Consider the following 16,056-nt stretch of genomic DNA (forward strand, 5'->3'; position numbering starts at 1 on the left):
CTGCGGTAAAAACCACAGCTATTGAACAGTGAGATATTATTTATGATCAACAGAACCACAGCTCCTCCAATAATCGATGCAGTCTCTTTTAATCTGTCATTGAAACCCTGCGACCGATATACACTAGATAACCAGACACCTGTTTATGCCATTCATGCCGGCGCTCAGGATGTAGTAATGATAGAGTGGGTATTTTATGCAGGTAACTGGTATGAGTCTAAAAATATTGTAGCAGGTACCACCAATTTTTTACTGAAAAATGGAACAGCCAGCAGAAATGCCTATTCCATTAATGAGTATTTTGAATTTTATGGTGCTTACCTCAACCGCAGTTGTTACAATGAAACTGCAACGATTACTTTACACTGTTTAAGCAAACACCTTCATGAGTTATTGCCGGTCGTAGCGGAAATATTAACCGAGAGTATTTTTCCCGAGGAAGAATTGGCTATCTGTAAACAGAACCAGAAACAAAGATTGCAGGTAAACCTCAAGAAATGCGATTTCGTAGCGAATCGTTTGATTGATGAATATGTATTTGGTTTTCATCATCCTTACGGAAAATATACCTCAACCATCGACTACGATGCTTTACAAAGAGAGGAGTTGGTGGCATTTTATGAGCAGTTTTATAAAAACGGCTCCTGTATGGTATTTGCTGCAGGAAAATTACCTAGTGATTTAGATCAGCAACTGAACAAAGTCTTTGGTAAACTTCCACTCAATAGCAGCACAATACCGACCATCGAATATCCACTTGCACCAGCCACTGAAAAAAAATACAGAATCATTAACGATGCAGAAGGGGTGCAGGGTGCCATCAGAATGGCGCAACCTTTTTTCAATCGCCATCATCCCGATTTTCCGAAAGTGCAGGTGTTGAATAATATTTTCGGTGGCTTTTTCGGATCAAGGCTCATGAGTAATATCCGTGAAGACAAAGGTTATACTTATGGCATACATAGCTACCTGCAAAATCATATTCACCACAGTGCCTGGATGATCAGTACAGAAGCGGGAAGAGATGTTTGTGAAGCAACCATTACAGAAGTGCATAACGAAATGGAACGGTTGAGAAATGAACCTGTGGAAAAAGAAGAACTGGATCTGGTTCGTAACTATATGATTGGCTCATTACTTGGCGATCTTGATGGTCCCTTCCAGATCATCAGCCGCTGGAAAACATATATATTGAATGGACTTGACGAACAATATTTCTACAATAGCATAGAAACCATTCGACATGTAACCAGTGAAGAACTGCAGGTCCTTGCGCAGACACATCTTCAGCCTGATCATTTCTACGAGTTGGTAGTTGTATAATATTGACGCTGTATTTTCTGCTTCGGATTTCAATCAGGAGCAGAGAATATGAGCTGTTAAAATTTTGATTACCGCTGATAATCAGAAAATAAATGCTAATTTGAAACGTATCTAATTATATGGGACGTTTCTTTACAAAAACAGTAGCAAGTACGCTTGCCATTTTACTGGCCGCATATATTCTCAGGGGTATTGATGTAAAAGACCCGCTGACAGCTTTGATAGTGGCATTGGTATTGGGATTGCTGAATAGTTTTATCAAACCCATACTCATACTGCTGACAATTCCCATTACCATTTTTACCTTAGGACTTTTTCTTTTTGTCATCAATATCATCATTGTAAAATGGGCGGCATCTATTGTGCCAGGGTTTACGGTGGATGGATGGGTGGCTGCTTTGTTCTTCAGTTTGCTGGTATCATTTGTTACATCCATCATTGAAGCTATTCTTGGAAAAGGTGGGGAACAACAGGAAAAATAAATACCCTGCGTAAACTCTCGTTCTCCTCTTCTCTTTGTTAATGCAGTCTTGCAAATTGTAAGCTATTATTTACTAAACTTCTTTAACAGGGAGAAGGGGAGAACGGGAGCTTGCGCAGAGATTGGAAATTATAATGATGAAATCAGTCCTTTTACTTTTTCGCTGATCAGATCCCTGATTTTATTAAACTCCTCCGGTTCCATATGTTTGGGATCGGGTATCTGCCAGTCGATGAATTGTTTGGCGGGCATCCACGGACAGGCATCACCACAACCCATGGTTACCACTGCATCAAAAGGGGCATCGGCTTCTACTTCCTGTAAGGACTTACTGTCGTGGGAACTAAGATCATAGCCCAATTCTTTCATGGCAGCAATGGCTTTCGGATTTACGATACCACTGGGTTTACTACCGGCACTGAAAGCTTCTACGTTTTCACCTCCATGTATGATGGCAAAAGCCTGGCTCATCTGGCTGCGGTTACTGTTTTCTACACAAACAAAAAGGAGTTTCTTTTTCATAGGTATCGATTTAATTGCAGCAGCCTGGTGCGCAACAGGCTTTTTCTTCTGTTACAGGTTTTTCTGCATACACTGTTATACTGTAAATACCGGCATCACTGTTGCGGAATGATTGTATTTCTTCCGCAGAAAAATAATTACGGAGAATATCATCCGGCAACAGAATGCTTTTTTCTTTTTGTACGGTTATATTTTTAAACCCGGTAGACTGAATCAGTTCCAGGTAAACATTTTTTTGTATAGCACCCGATACGCAACCAGCATACATTTCGGCGGCTTCACGAAGTTTAGAGGGAAGTTCACCTTCCAGCACAATATCGGAGATACTGAAATGACCACCGGGCTTTAATACACGATATACTTCTTTTAGTACATTGAATTTGTTGGGCACGAGGTTTAATACACAGTTGCTTACCACTACATCGGCCACATTTTCTGAAACCGGCATTTGTTCGATATCGCCAAAACGAAACTCAACATTGTTAAAACCAAGTTTCTCTGCATTGGCTCTTGCTTTCTCTACCATTCGTTCAGTAAAATCAATACCAATTACTTTTCCGCCTTCCCCTGTAAGCGCTCTGGCAATAAAACAATCATTACCTGCACCGCTGCCCAGGTCAATAACAGTGTCGCCTTTATTGATCTTTGCAAATTCTGTTGGTAACCCGCAACCCAAACCAAGATCTGCATCGGGATTGTATCCTGCCAGACGGGTATAATCGTCGGCCATAATATTATATACATCTGTACTGCAGCCGCCGGCACCACAGCAGGAAGCTGCATTATCGGCGCGTGACTGATCGGCGATTTCGCCATACTTTTCTTTAACCAATGCCTTTAAGGCTGTTTCTGTTTGCATTCTTTTTGTTTTTATGATGATAAAAACTGTTCGTGGTCACTATTGTCTGCGATCCATGGCCCGCATACAGTGATGATCACTAACAGCATGATTTCGCCTGTTGATCTTTGAGTTTGTGGAAAAGGGAAGAAAATTCTGCATTGAATTTTTCAAATGCTTTCCAGTTAATGCAGTAGCAGCTCCTTGGTCCATCTACATTGCCATCAATTAAACCTGCTTCTTTTAATTCTTTCAGGTGTTGCGATACGGTAGACTGGGCCAGAGGCAATACTTCAACAATCTCACCACATATACATTCATTGTTTTGTGCGAGTACTTTCAATATTGCAATACGGGCAGGATGTGCCAGTGCTTTTGCAAATGCTGCGAGGTCCTGTTCTTTTTTTGAAAACGCTTCTGTTTTTGGTGTTGCCATCTTTTATCGTTTTTATACGATAAGACAAAGTAAATGACTTTTTTTCTTTTATCGTATAAAAACGATAAATATTTTTTTTGACCAAAATCTGATTATTTAGAGGCCCATGTAAAGAATCGCCGTTTCTCACGAAATAGCACCATTCATCCCATTTCACAAAACTCGATTTTTATTAACTCTTTGATTATCAAATAATTAAGTTTTACCAGTTATTAAGTTCTGCCCATTACCTAAAAAAACTTGGTACTATGTGTTGCATAGTACCAAAAAACTCCCCATCTTTGTGTTATGAAAGGAAAGGGAAATAACCCGAACCCTTCAGAAAAGAAAAAATTAAAAACACTATTAAATAAAGAGTCATGAAAACGCAAAACACAAACTTCTTTCAGCAACTGGGCCAGGATCACCTGAACAACCTCGTAAAGGAAGTAAAAGAAACTATTGCGACAGGTATCCACATCAACAACAAAAACGCATTTGGTGCCGTTGATTACTGGAACATGCAACGCAACCGCAAAACAAGAATCGTAAGAAGATACCTTGTTGCTTAATCAAACCGTACAGAAACAATCATTATAAACCATTGTTCTGCTTACCCCCCGAAACGTAAGGGAACAATCAAAAACTCCGGCTATGGACATTCAGAACACACAAAGTCAGATGCGAAAGGGTGTATTGGAGTTTTGCATTTTATCCATCATCAGGCAGGGTGAGGTTTACCCCAGTGATATCGTGGACCGAATGAAAGCTGCTAATCTGCACATCCTGGAAGGTACTTTATACCCGCTTTTGACACGCTTGAAAAACGCAGGTTTACTGACCTACCGTTGGGTGGAAAGTAACAGTGGACCGCCCCGTAAATATTTCGTGATGACCGACAAAGGTTTAGAGTTCTACAATGAACTCGAAAGAACCTGGCAGGAACTGGCCGATGCCGTACAGGCACTCACACAACCACCAGTCGGATCGGTACACGAAGAAAACCCAACCCAACCTTAACCAACAAAACTGAACAGAAAATGAAAAAGGTAATCAATATAAACTTTCAGGGCAGGGTAATACCCATCGAGGAGTCTGCCTACGACATGCTGAAGCAGTATGTAGAAAGTTTGAGAAAGTTCTTTGCCAACGAGGAGGGACGTGACGAGATCATCAATGATATCGAAGGACGTATAGCCGAACTGTTTGGCGACAGTCTCAAAAAAGGCGCTACCTGCATTACTGATGATACGGTAAACGAAATCATCAACAGCATGGGACGCCCCGAAGATTTCGAAGGTGAGGAATCGAATGTGCATTCACAATTGGGTGGAGAAGAAAAAGAACAAAAATTCAACAACGCCACTACTGCTGAAACAACAGCCCGTGGCAGGTTGTACCGCGATGACAATGAAAAAATACTGGGCGGTGTGTGCGGTGGTTTAGCCAACTATCTCCGTATCGATCCAACCATTGTTCGTCTGGTATTTGCTTTGATCACTTTTATGGGTGGTTCAGGTATCCTCCTGTATATTTTATTGTGGATCATTCTACCTTCCAGACCACTGGAAGGAATTTCATCCACCAAAAGATTATACCGTAATCCGGATGAAAGAGTCATTGCCGGTGTAGCCAGTGGTATCGCATCTTATTTCGATATCGCAGTATGGGTACCCCGTCTGATCTTTGCTTTCCCACTTGTGCTGGGTATTATCACCTCCATATTCAGAGGTGCATTTTGGATGGACGTTGATCCGTTCCCCGGCATCATCTTCGGCTCATTTGGTGGTACTTTATTTGTGGTGTATGCAGTATTGTGGGCCGTTATTCCTGAAGCCAAAAGCGCTTCTGAAAAATTGGAAATGCGCGGTGAAAAAGTAGACCTGAATACCATTAAAAATACCATCCAGGAAGATCTCGAAGGCTTTAAAAGCCGCGCAGAAAAATGGGGTGGTGAATTCAAAGATAAAGCACAACAATTCGGACAGGAATTTGGTCAGACTGTAGGACAAAAAGGCCAGCAGTTTAGTGCAGAATCAGGTTCAGCCATCAAAAGAGGTGGAAGAAGACTTGGCGGCATCATTGCCATCCTGTTCAAAGCATTCTTCCTGTTCATTGCTGGTATTCTTGCTTTCGCCTTATTGGTAACACTGCTTGCCTTTATGGTGGCAGGTGTGGGCGTATTTCCGCTGAAAAATTTCTTCCTGGAAGGATTCAGCCAGAACTTCCTCGCATGGGCTACACTTTTATTGTTCCTCGGCGTACCTGTGGTAGCATTCATCACCTGGCTTATCCGCCGCATCATGGGTGTAAAATCGGGTAACCGTTATCTCGGATTCACTTTTGCTGGTTTGTGGTTTATAGGACTGGTTTGCGGTGGTATACTTACCTATTCTATTGTCCGCAATTTCGATGCAACAGCAAGAGAGAAACACGAGTACAGCATTGTACAGCCTTCTACCGGAAAACTGATTGTAAAAGTACCCGATAGCAAAGTGAAAGTATATGGTCGCTGGTTCAAGATGGATGGAATTGTGAGCATGAACGACGACAGCCTTTTCCTGAATAATGTACGTCTGCGTATTGTAAAAAGTCCAGATTCTGCTTACCACATCTACTCACATAAATTCAGCAGTGGAAGAGATGAAGGAGCAGCAGTAAGAAATATTCATGAAATATCCTACAATATCAATCAGTCAGACAGTACTGTATGGTTGGATCGGGGGTTCTCACTGAAAAAAGGAACAAAATTCCGTAACCAGGGGGTACAGTTAACCATCCAGGTGCCGGTTGGAAAAAGAATCCTCATCGACAGAACCGTATCCCGCAGACTCAACTGGTTCCATGTAGGTAATGGTTACGACTGGGAGTGGGATGAAGAATGGAACAGTAATAATGAAGACTGGAATTCTAATGTGGAATACATCATGACACCCGGTGGACTGGAGAGAATAAAAACAAAAGAAGATATAGAAGAGGAGAAGAGAAGAAAGAGTGAGTCAGAGTCAGAAACAGGGTCGGATAATGATGCAGTAGAACAGTATAAAAAAAGTAAGGAAGAATTACAGAAAGAATATGAGCGTAAGCAGCGTGAGGCAGAAGAACTGAAAAAAGAATTAGATAAACCTGTTGATACTACCCGTTACCGTTACAAAAAAGCAACCGCCATGAATGATGCGGAAATAAAACCAGTAACAGAGGAACGCACAGAAAACCGGATACCTTTTGAGGCTTCCAGGTTACTGATGATGCAAATGGTTTATTAAAGATGGTTGAAGTTGGGAAAAAAGAACCCCGTCCTGTTCTCACGAGGGGGTTCTTCCCTTCTCTTTTCAAAAAACTAAAACTACCTTATGAAAATGAAATACACTGTTGCTATTGCTATCTGCATTATGTTATTAACAGGATGTGTTCGTTATCATTCTGAGCGAATCAGAGAAGGAAATATTTCCATTACTGTAAAAGAAAGTGATCATCGATACAGGGTGGATGCAAAATTCAGTCGCGCAAAAACAAGAGAAGTAGCAAGGGTAATTGACCAGATGCTAGATGCCGATAATAGTCTTGAAACAAAAGACCTGAATGGTACCATTTCTCTCGAAGATGATTCAAGGGTATATGTAAGACTTCGTTCGGGCCGCCTTCGGATCAGATTCAACAAAGATGAAAACAGTGAAACCGCTTACGACAGGATCAGAGATCTTACCGATAAAATCAAGGCCACCATACACACCAGTCAGGCACAGCTCCATTAGATAATTTATTGACAGCTTTCGGATGATGCACCCACTTGCAACCGGTTCTTAACCCGGTGGGATGGTGGAGGGATAAACCTATGCCCTGCAAACATGTCACCACAAATCATCTGTATGAAAAAATTATTCCTTCGTTCTGTTTTTGTGATCGTACTGATTCTGTCTATCATCTACCTGATGGCATGGAAATCGCCGAAATATTATATCCCGCAAACAGCCTATCAGCTAACAGACAGTATCGTGCCATTTTTACAATACACAGGTGAACACGAACGCCCCTACATTATAGAAACAAAAAACGCGTTGATTTTTGGAGCCACCCATACCAAACACAATAAGGATCCACAGATGGTGCAAATGGACAATCGCTGGACCGAATTTAAACCTACCATAGCATTGGTGGAGGGCAGGCTGGGCTTTCTGCTGCCTCCTTTTATGGATCCTGTAAAAGAACTAGGCGAAGGTGGTATGTTAAAAGCACTGGCACACAGGGATGGTGTGAAAATCATGAACTGGGATCTTTCCAAAAAAGCATTAGCCGACTCTTTACAACATTATTTTACACGCGAACAAATTGCTTTACAGCAAATACTCAATCCTTATTTTGGTAATCTTCGTTTTGGGAAACCATCATCACCCGATGATTTCATCAAAGAATACCTCAAACGCGCAGCTCATGTGGGTTTGGAAGACAGTATTAAAACTGTAGCTGATGTAGACCGTATCTGGAAAAAATATTTTCCCGCAGGTCCGGATTGGAGAATAACTTCCGACGAGTATGAATTACCGGGTTATCTGGCAACATTAATGGCCACATCAAACGATATCCGTAACCGGCAGTTGGTGGCAGCAGTAAAAGAACTCAGCAAAAAAGGTGAAAGGGTATTTGTTGTTTGCGGCTCCAGCCATGCGTATTGTATTGCCCCCTCCTTCAAATAAGCTCCGTGCAACCTCCCTTTCTCCCCTTCTCTTTGTAAATAGCTTCTAGCAAATGATACATTAACTTTTTGCTGAACTTTTGATACAAAAAGAAGCGGAGAAAGGGAGGCTACGCGGGGTTGTTGACTATCTGGCAGCAAAGAATTGATTTTAAAACATTTTATCCTCCCATCATCCTTTCGCTTATTTTTGCGCCACGATAAAATACGCATATGAAAAATACGCCCTTCACAGAGAAACATATTGCATTAGGTGCAAAAATGGCCGAGTTTGCCGGTTACAATATGCCCATCAGTTATTCAGGTATCAACGATGAGCATGCTGCCGTTCGAAAAAATGCCGGTGTATTCGATGTAAGTCATATGGGAGAATTTATCCTGAAAGGCGAAAAGGCGCTTGACCTGATTCAGCGTGTTACTTCCAACGATGCATCTAAACTTACGAATGGGAAGGCCCAGTACAGTTGTTTACCCAATGAGCTGGGTGGTATTGTAGACGACCTGATTGTGTATTGTATTGAGGAGAATAAAGTGTACATGCTTGTGGTAAATGCATCGAATATTGAAAAGGACTGGAACTGGATCAGCCGTTTCAATACTGAAAATGTGGAGATGCACAATATCAGCGATAAAACCTGTCTGCTGGCCATACAGGGTCCAAATGCCACCAAGATGCTGCAGCCACTTACCGATATGGATATCATGAACCTCAAATATTACACTTTTACCAAAGGAACATTTGCAGGTGTGGAGAATGTGCTGGTAAGTGCCACTGGTTATACAGGAGCAGGCGGAGTAGAAATTTATTTTGAAGACAGCAATGGAGCTGCAGATAAAATATGGAATGCCATCTTTGAAATTGGCGGACCTCAAGGATTAAAGCCAATTGGTTTAGGTGCGAGAGATACCCTGCGTTTGGAAATGGGTTATTGCTTATATGGAAATGATATTGATGATACCACATCACCACTAGAAGGCGGATTAGGCTGGATCACCAAATTCACCAAAGACTTTACGGCGAGGGCCATCATCGAGAAACAAAAAACAGAAGGCGTAACACGTAAACTGGTAGGTTTTGAAATGATTGATCGCGGTATTCCCAGGCATGATTACCTGATAAAAGATGCGGCAGGAAATACCATCGGTAAAGTAACATCGGGCACACAGGTGCCGTCGCTCAATAAAGCAGTAGGGCTCGGTTATGTAAACACAGCATTCACAGCAGTAGATACAGATATTTATATTGATATCAGAAATACACTGGTAAAAGCAAAAGTGTCGAAGTTTCCTTTTGCATAATCATCTGCTATCGATCAAAAAGCCGTCGTGCCTTAGGCGCGACGGCTTTTTGATAGTAAATAATCTCCCTTTCTTCCCTTCTCCCTGCAAAAAAATCTTGTAAAAGTTAATGTTAGAATTTATGAGAAGCTATTAACAGAGAGAAGGGGAGAAGGAGAGACGCCCAGAGCTACATTGCAGACTAAACCGTATTTTTAGAACCCAATGTTAACTGCAACCCGATATGGTCTTGTGTTACTCATGCTGTTTGTATTTGCATGCAAACCGCAGCAACATACTGCACCAGGTATACACGATATTGGATCTATTGGTACTGAAGTAGGACAGGCTATTATGTTGCCAGATCAACTACAGGGTTTTCCCACAGCCAATGGCGATCGATACGATAGTTCCAGATTTACTGGTGCGCATAAGAAACTGAAATTCGGAACAAAAGTGGTGGTAACCAATACGGTAACAGGAGCCACTGTTACCGTAAAAATTATAGACCGTGGTCCGATTGGGGTTGGGCATGTTATAGGGTTGAGTAAAGCCGCGATGAAAAAATTGGATACAAGCCGTAATACCCTCATCCCCGTTCGTATTCGGTATAAGGAATAAGCTGGATTTCTGTTTTGCCTGCCACGCGTGTAATCAGTAATTCTTCATTAAACAATTCGCTGTAAGCATGATCGTAACAGCAGAAATATGTTTTACCATCAACGGTATGATAAGTGTGTGTAAAAAAATCGAACTGAAAACCCTTTGCGGATAAGGCTTTACGCATAATGGTGGCAGAAGGATGAGTGCCTTTTAAAAAATATTCAAGTATCCGCCTGTTCTTCATCAATAAGTAATTAACCCGGCGAATCAGCCCTCTGTCCGACAAGTATTTTTTATTATTAAAGGCGCTCCTGCAGTAATCATCACAAAATTTTTTATCGACGCGTCCCTTTACAATGCGTTCGCAGGTGAGACATTTTCTTTGTTCATTCGGCATGGTCAAAAATTTCTTCCTCATGAAAATAACCGGAATCATGGGTCATCGTATGTATATGCTATATGCTTTTTGAAAAATGAAGTAATTGTAACAGTCATTTACTCGTATTTCTACCTGATCCTTTACAAAATCTGCACCACATGTATCGCTTGAGACGCACTATGAGATAAACGATTTTAATCGGAAGTAAACGGATAAGTTCCGGCTAAAGGGAAGAGCTGATCAGATATTCGTAGCAGATTAATCATACCTAAATCATGCAATATGACTATGATGAAAAACAAAGTCCAGTTGATAGGTCACCTTGGACAATCACCCGAAATAAAAGTATTTGACGCGGGTAAAAAAAAGGCCAATATTAGTCTTGCGACCAATGAAGACTATAAAGATGCAAATGGCCTCAAAGTAAGTGAAACCCAGTGGCACACATTAATTGCCTGGGGTAAAATGGCAGATTTTGCAGAGAAATACCTGGCCAAAGGCATACAGGTGGCTGTGGATGGAAAACTGGTAAACCGAACGTACACCGATAAAACAGGTGTCAAAAGAAATGTCACCGAAATACATGTAAACGAAATACTGATTATTACCCCAAAGAAATAAATAGTAGCCTTTCTTTCATAACGGCCGGCTTGTCTAGGCTGGCCCTGTTTTACTGTTACAAGGTTTAAGATTGACCGTATATTTGCAATCCATGAGTGCAAAACCTACTTTGTATACCATTCTTTCTCCGAGGCTGCTCGATATATATGATGTGTCAGACAGCGTAGTTGTCATCATCGATGTTTTCAGGGCAACATCCACCATTGCAACAGCATTGTATAATGGTGCCCAAAGAGTAATTCCTGTTGATGCAGTTGATAAGTGTATCGAAATTGGGTTGCAGACAGGGGGTATTACTGCCGGTGAAAGAGACGGTAAAATTATTCCAGGGCTGGCACACGGTAATTCCCCTGCGGAATACCCGCGTTCCTTTATTGAAGGTAAAACACTGGTACTCACCACTACCAATGGTACCAAACTTCTGCATATGGCCATTAATAAAGGTGCGGCAGAAGTAGTAACAGGGTCATTTCCCAATATATCTGCCGTTTGCAACTACCTGATAAAACAAAATAAAAACGTAATTCTGGGCTGCTCAGCCTGGAAAGACCGCTTCAATCTCGAAGATGCCATGTTTGCAGGTGCAGTCATTCATCGGGTACAGGAACATTTTACCATTCATTGCGACAGTAGTCTGATGGCGGCCGATATGTACGGACTGCATCAAAATGATATGCACCAGTTTATCCGCAGAACCACCCATTGGCACAGGCTTGCATCTTACGGCCTTGAATCTGATCTTGAATATTGTGTAACTCCCGATGTAGCCAATGTGCTGCCGATATACAGGAATGGGGATCTGGTTTGTGGGTAAGTAGTCCATGATCCATCGTCGATAGACCGTAGTAAATGACCAAAAATCTATTCCTGTCAACATAAAGCTGTTTTACGATGAACTATCGACGAGGGTCTATTGTCCATCGTCCATTGACTCCATCAGCCCTATCTTAACAAACATTTCATCCACATTCTTCCCATTTCTCTTCTTAAACTCAGTTGCTTTCCTTTACTTTTGCAAATTGCCCTTTTCGAAGTGGCAAAAATTGTTTTCAAGGGTAAACAGAGTGTAGTTTGGCCAATCGCCTGCTCGTTTGTTTACTACTAACAACTGATTGATGTATGGCGCTTCCTTATCTGGTTAAACATATTTATAACAGCGGCACTGAAGAAGTGATTCGCCGGGGAAAAAAAATTCATGCACTGGGCAATGTCGAGCTGGTAGAGTATGATGAATTAATGGCCAATGTTGTCTTCCGCGTAAAAGATGACGGTTATTCCACTTTTTACAAAGTTCATATCAACCAGTTTAAAGACCCGAAAACATTATCGCTCCGTTGTTCCTGTCCCTATAATCTTTCAGAAATCTGCCGCCACAAAGCTGGTGCGCTCTTTCATTTACAGGATTTGCTCGATCGCAACCAGTTAGGTGAAAAAGAAACCAGCTACGATCAGAAACATACAGTTGTAAAAATGAAACAACTCGATCTGAAGCTGATCAAAATGTTATCCTCGCAAGAAAATGTTGAAAAAGCAGAAGATTTCTTAAGAAGCAGCCGATCCAATATCCTTGAAGCAAAAGATGAACGGGTATTGGCAGAACTGGAATACCAGGGAGACATATACAAAGTACTTCTGCAAAAAAACGAAGAAAGAAATTTTGATACCAGTTGTACCTGTTCTTCAGATACCGATCATCCATTATGCATACATAAGGATATTGTATTGTTACAGTTACTGCATAATTATGGTCCTCTGTATTTCGATAGTATTCGTAATTGGGATAAAGAAAAAAACAAACTACTTGCTTTATATGGATATTCTTTAAGTGATGACCTGAAAGGAAAATTTGAATTTACCTATACGGATGGTAAGCCCTTTTTGCGCGTACTTGATACAAGTATTAAAAGAGTTTCCCTGAATCCTGCCGCAGACCTTAAACCTAAAGAGGAAGAGGTAAAAACAACAACACTGGTAGAAGAGCCGGAAGAACGTGAAAAAGAAATACTGAAACTGGGTGTTGTGGTAACTTTTAATGAACAACAATATCCTTATGTTCAGTTAGAAGCGGTACAGGGTGAAGCAGACGAGCAGCGTACAACCTATATAGGAAAAGTAACCAAACTCGATTTATCAAGATTTATCAATACAGAGGTCTTTGATGAAGACGATAAAGGCACACTTCAGCAGTTAAGAAAGCTCATGCCATCAGAAGTGAGCCGTTACCTCGATCGTAATTCTCCTTTCAGCGGTATCTGGGAAAATATTATTCAGCAGCACAACGATGAACTGCCTGAAGAAACCAGGCACCTGATGAATGAATACCTGCACCCCAAGATCAAAAAATTATTTACGGATCTCTCAGAAAGCAGGTTTGTATTCAGTTTGCCTGAGCGTAAGCCCTTTACAACCGCCAATCTTCAGCCTGTAGAACTCGTTACAACATTTATCAGCCCGGAGTTTGAAGTGAGTTACCAGAAAGGACAGTATGAAATTAACTGTCGCGTAAAACTGCCATTGGCCGATCTTAATATTGCAGAAAACGAAAGTAATTCATCACTTTTCTTTAAATACCATAACCAGTTTTTTACCTGGCAGCGAACAGAAGATATACTGGTGTTAGAGAAGTTTCTGCCCAGTGGCAAAATAATCATTGCTGCTGAAGACTGGTCTGCACAGTTGCAGCAGTTCATTCTGCCATTGTCTAAAGAGTTCAATGTACATTTCGGTAACGTACAGAAAGAAGAAGTAAAAGACATAAAGCCGGAAGTAAAAGTATTACTGAAAGAAAAAGGCGAATACCTGTTGTTTCAGCCTGTATTCAACTATAAAGGATATGATGTCCGTTCTATTGATAAAGAAAAAATCATCATTCCCGTTGAAGATAAATTATTGGTGATCCAGCGAAACCTGGAAGCCGAGAGAGAATTTGTGCAGAAAATTGAATCACTTCATTCACAATTTATAAGACCAGCAGAAGGTGATGTATTGGCACTAAAAGGAACAGAAGTACTACGAAACAACTGGTTCTTTTTATTTGTGGATGCGGTAAAAGAAATGAATATCCCGGTATATGGTTTTGAAGCGCTGAAAAATTTCCGTTTCAATACAGCAAAACCATCCACCAAAATATATATCAGCAGTAATACAGACTGGTTTGATGCCAAAGTGGAAATTCATTTCGGTGAACAGAAAGTAACGGTTGATGAAGTAAAAAAAGCTTTGAGTAACAAACAGCAGTTTGTTCAGTTGGGTGATGGTACATTGGGTATTCTGCCCGAAGAGTGGATCAAAAAATATTCATTGCTATTCAGGGTAGGTGAAGGTAAGTCGGGTTCCATGAAACTCAGTAAATACCATTTCAGTGTGGTAGAAGAGTTGTACATGCAACGCGATGAGGAAGAGCTTTTCTTTCAACTCGAAGAAAAATATGACCGGCTCAAAGAAAATCATTCTATTAAAGAAATATCGGCACCGGAGCATTTAAAATCTATTCTGCGTCCATACCAGGAAAGCGGATTCCAGTGGCTCAACTATTTGCGCGAAGTGCAGTGGGGTGGTATCCTGGCCGATGACATGGGTCTTGGTAAAACCATACAGGCACTGAGTTTTCTCTATCACCTCAAACAGGAAAACGGGTCATTAAAAGCATTGGTGGTTTGTCCGACCACACTGATGTTCAACTGGCAGAATGAAATCAAAAAGTTCACGCCGGAAGTAAGCTTTTATGTGCATCATGGCGGACAAAGAACCCGTGAAAGTCTGGCAGCAACTGGTGCAGATATCATCATTACCACCTATGGTACTTTGAGAAGCGATATCAAACAGTTTGTGGAAGTGGCTTTTGATTATGTGGTACTCGATGAAAGTCAGGCCATTAAAAATCCTTCGAGTAAAGTAACCAAAGCGGCAGGTCTTATTAAAGCAAAGAACAGACTGTGCTTAAGTGGTACGCCATTGCAGAACAATACATTTGATATCTATGCACAAATGAATTTCCTGAACCCGGGTATGCTGGGTAGCATAGAATTTTTTAAACAGGAATTCTCTATTCCGATTGATAAATTCGGAGAGAAAGAACAAAAAGATCACCTGCGAAAATTATTATTCCCCTTTATTCTTCGCCGTACAAAAGAACAGGTAGCCAAAGATCTTCCGGAAAAACAGGAAATGGTATTATTCTGCGAAATGGGAGATGAGCAGCGTCGTATTTATGATGCATTCAGAAACGATTACCGCGATAAAATTTTGGGAGTTGTAGATAACCAGGGCATACAAAAATCACAACTTACCATCTTACAGGGTTTGATGAAGCTGAGACAGATATGCGATAGTCCTGCCATCATCAAAGACGAAGAAAAATTTCCGAATGCATCTGTCAAGCTGGAAGAGATCGGAAGAGAGATCACAGAAAATATCAGTAACCATAAAGCCCTCATCTTCTCTCAGTTTCTGGGCATGCTGGCGTTGATTAAAGAGAAAATGAAAGAACTGGGAGTGGAATATGAATACTTTGATGGCAGTAGTACAGTGATGGAAAGAGAAAGAGCCATTCAGCGTTTCCAGAATGATGATAGCTGTCGGGTATTCCTGATTTCATTAAAAGCGGGTGGTGTGGGTTTGAATCTTACTGCAGCAGATTATGTATACATCGTAGATCCCTGGTGGAACCCGGCAGTGGAACAACAGGCCATCGACAGAACACATCGTATTGGTCAGACAAAAAATATTTTTGCTTACCGCATGATTTGTACAGATACAGTGGAAGATAAAATTTTGAAATTGCAGGACAGAAAGAGAAGTCTGGCCCGTGAACTGATTACTGACGATGAAGGCTTTGTGAAGAACCTCACGAGGGAAGATGTAGAATATCTTTTCAGCTAATTTTAATCTGTTTAATCTCATA

General features: G+C 41.1%; 16 protein-coding genes. 12 read left to right on the forward strand and 4 right to left on the reverse strand.

The features are described from left to right. Positions 1 to 21 precede the first annotated feature (21 nt). Entirely contained in the window at positions 22 to 1,323 is a 1,302-nt protein-coding gene (locus tag ACH3Z1_RS06225) for a M16 family metallopeptidase (protein WP_490821002.1), read from the forward strand. A 119-nt stretch (positions 1,324 to 1,442) separates the two neighbouring features. After that, complete coding sequence (locus tag ACH3Z1_RS06230) at positions 1,443 to 1,805, forward strand: phage holin family protein (protein ID WP_490821003.1); 363 nt, start codon at positions 1,443 to 1,445, stop codon at positions 1,803 to 1,805. A 128-nt stretch (positions 1,806 to 1,933) separates the two neighbouring features. Here the strand turns inward: ACH3Z1_RS06230 and ACH3Z1_RS06235 are convergent, their stop codons facing one another. The 3 genes from ACH3Z1_RS06235 to ACH3Z1_RS06245 form a co-directional block, all read right to left on the reverse strand. Next, a complete protein-coding gene (locus ACH3Z1_RS06235) occupies positions 1,934 to 2,326 on the reverse strand; it encodes an arsenate reductase ArsC (RefSeq protein WP_490821004.1) in 393 nt (130 codons plus the stop codon). Between the two features lie 10 nt (positions 2,327 to 2,336). Continuing rightward, the gene (locus tag ACH3Z1_RS06240; protein ID WP_490821005.1) at positions 2,337 to 3,185 is read right to left on the reverse strand and encodes an arsenite methyltransferase; all 849 of its coding nucleotides are present in this window, start codon (positions 3,183 to 3,185) and stop codon (positions 2,337 to 2,339) included. 79 nt (positions 3,186 to 3,264) lie between these two features. Continuing rightward, positions 3,265 to 3,600, reverse strand: a complete 336-nt coding sequence (locus tag ACH3Z1_RS06245; RefSeq protein WP_490821006.1) for an ArsR/SmtB family transcription factor — start codon at positions 3,598 to 3,600, stop codon at positions 3,265 to 3,267. A 359-nt stretch (positions 3,601 to 3,959) separates the two neighbouring features. Here ACH3Z1_RS06245 and ACH3Z1_RS06250 point away from each other — a divergent pair, with 359 nt between their 5' ends. The 7 genes from ACH3Z1_RS06250 (at position 3,960) to ACH3Z1_RS06280 (ending at position 10,171) form a co-directional block, all read left to right on the forward strand. Beyond that, positions 3,960 to 4,151, forward strand: a complete 192-nt coding sequence (locus tag ACH3Z1_RS06250) for a hypothetical protein (RefSeq protein WP_490821007.1) — start codon at positions 3,960 to 3,962, stop codon at positions 4,149 to 4,151. 82 nt (positions 4,152 to 4,233) lie between these two features. Continuing rightward, on the forward strand, positions 4,234 to 4,599 hold the full coding sequence (locus tag ACH3Z1_RS06255) for a PadR family transcriptional regulator (protein WP_490821008.1): 366 nt from the start codon (positions 4,234 to 4,236) through the stop codon (positions 4,597 to 4,599). A 20-nt stretch (positions 4,600 to 4,619) separates the two neighbouring features. Further along, positions 4,620 to 6,845, forward strand: coding sequence for a PspC domain-containing protein (locus ACH3Z1_RS06260; RefSeq protein ID WP_490821009.1), 2,226 nt, complete (start codon positions 4,620 to 4,622; stop codon positions 6,843 to 6,845). Positions 6,846 to 6,932: 87 nt separating this feature from the next. Next, positions 6,933 to 7,334 carry a hypothetical protein gene (locus ACH3Z1_RS06265; RefSeq protein ID WP_490821010.1) on the forward strand — a complete coding sequence of 134 codons (402 nt, stop codon included), beginning with the start codon at positions 6,933 to 6,935 and terminating at the stop codon, positions 7,332 to 7,334. Between the two features lie 114 nt (positions 7,335 to 7,448). Continuing rightward, positions 7,449 to 8,273 (forward strand): hypothetical protein, encoded by an 825-nt coding sequence (locus ACH3Z1_RS06270; RefSeq protein WP_490821011.1) that lies wholly within the window; start codon positions 7,449 to 7,451, stop codon positions 8,271 to 8,273. 212 nt (positions 8,274 to 8,485) lie between these two features. Continuing rightward, the gene (gene gcvT, locus ACH3Z1_RS06275) at positions 8,486 to 9,571 is read left to right on the forward strand and encodes a glycine cleavage system aminomethyltransferase GcvT (RefSeq protein ID WP_490821012.1); all 1,086 of its coding nucleotides are present in this window, start codon (positions 8,486 to 8,488) and stop codon (positions 9,569 to 9,571) included. 204 nt (positions 9,572 to 9,775) lie between these two features. Further along, entirely contained in the window at positions 9,776 to 10,171 is a 396-nt protein-coding gene (locus ACH3Z1_RS06280) for an RlpA-like double-psi beta-barrel domain-containing protein (protein ID WP_490821013.1), read from the forward strand. Here ACH3Z1_RS06280 and ACH3Z1_RS06285 read toward each other — a convergent pair. Beyond that, on the reverse strand, positions 10,140 to 10,397 hold the full coding sequence (locus ACH3Z1_RS06285; protein WP_490821014.1) for a hypothetical protein: 258 nt from the start codon (positions 10,395 to 10,397) through the stop codon (positions 10,140 to 10,142). The two genes, ACH3Z1_RS06280 and ACH3Z1_RS06285, sit on opposite strands and share 32 nt — an antisense overlap. Before the next feature lie 426 nt (positions 10,398 to 10,823). Here ACH3Z1_RS06285 and ACH3Z1_RS06290 point away from each other — a divergent pair, with 426 nt between their 5' ends. From ACH3Z1_RS06290 to ACH3Z1_RS06300, 3 genes are all read left to right on the forward strand, one after another. Continuing rightward, positions 10,824 to 11,153: a single-stranded DNA-binding protein gene (locus ACH3Z1_RS06290; RefSeq protein WP_490821015.1), complete on the forward strand. Its 330-nt coding sequence runs from the start codon at positions 10,824 to 10,826 to the stop codon at positions 11,151 to 11,153. Between the two features lie 91 nt (positions 11,154 to 11,244). Beyond that, on the forward strand, positions 11,245 to 11,967 hold the full coding sequence (locus ACH3Z1_RS06295; protein WP_490821016.1) for a 2-phosphosulfolactate phosphatase: 723 nt from the start codon (positions 11,245 to 11,247) through the stop codon (positions 11,965 to 11,967). Positions 11,968 to 12,272: 305 nt separating this feature from the next. Further along, on the forward strand, positions 12,273 to 16,034 hold the full coding sequence (locus ACH3Z1_RS06300) for a DEAD/DEAH box helicase (RefSeq protein WP_490821017.1): 3,762 nt from the start codon (positions 12,273 to 12,275) through the stop codon (positions 16,032 to 16,034). Positions 16,035 to 16,056: the final 22 nt, after the last annotated feature.

This window comes from Sediminibacterium sp. FW305-C-49 (assembly GCF_058231085.1).

Coding starts and splice junctions, on each gene's coding strand:
- gcvT (WP_490821012.1), top strand. CDS start 8,486: ATGAAAAATACGCCCTTCACAGAGAAACATATTGCATTAGGTGCAAAA.
- ACH3Z1_RS06285 (WP_490821014.1), bottom strand. CDS start 10,397: ATGAAGAACAGGCGGATACTTGAATATTTTTTAAAAGGCACTCATCCT.
- ACH3Z1_RS06290 (WP_490821015.1), top strand. CDS start 10,824: ATGAAAAACAAAGTCCAGTTGATAGGTCACCTTGGACAATCACCCGAA.
- ACH3Z1_RS06230 (WP_490821003.1), top strand. CDS start 1,443: ATGGGACGTTTCTTTACAAAAACAGTAGCAAGTACGCTTGCCATTTTA.
- ACH3Z1_RS06250 (WP_490821007.1), top strand. CDS start 3,960: ATGAAAACGCAAAACACAAACTTCTTTCAGCAACTGGGCCAGGATCAC.
- ACH3Z1_RS06295 (WP_490821016.1), top strand. CDS start 11,245: ATGAGTGCAAAACCTACTTTGTATACCATTCTTTCTCCGAGGCTGCTC.
- ACH3Z1_RS06245 (WP_490821006.1), bottom strand. CDS start 3,600: ATGGCAACACCAAAAACAGAAGCGTTTTCAAAAAAAGAACAGGACCTC.
- ACH3Z1_RS06270 (WP_490821011.1), top strand. CDS start 7,449: ATGAAAAAATTATTCCTTCGTTCTGTTTTTGTGATCGTACTGATTCTG.
- ACH3Z1_RS06255 (WP_490821008.1), top strand. CDS start 4,234: ATGGACATTCAGAACACACAAAGTCAGATGCGAAAGGGTGTATTGGAG.
- ACH3Z1_RS06240 (WP_490821005.1), bottom strand. CDS start 3,185: ATGCAAACAGAAACAGCCTTAAAGGCATTGGTTAAAGAAAAGTATGGC.
- ACH3Z1_RS06265 (WP_490821010.1), top strand. CDS start 6,933: ATGAAAATGAAATACACTGTTGCTATTGCTATCTGCATTATGTTATTA.
- ACH3Z1_RS06300 (WP_490821017.1), top strand. CDS start 12,273: ATGGCGCTTCCTTATCTGGTTAAACATATTTATAACAGCGGCACTGAA.
- ACH3Z1_RS06280 (WP_490821013.1), top strand. CDS start 9,776: ATGTTAACTGCAACCCGATATGGTCTTGTGTTACTCATGCTGTTTGTA.
- ACH3Z1_RS06260 (WP_490821009.1), top strand. CDS start 4,620: ATGAAAAAGGTAATCAATATAAACTTTCAGGGCAGGGTAATACCCATC.
- ACH3Z1_RS06235 (WP_490821004.1), bottom strand. CDS start 2,326: ATGAAAAAGAAACTCCTTTTTGTTTGTGTAGAAAACAGTAACCGCAGC.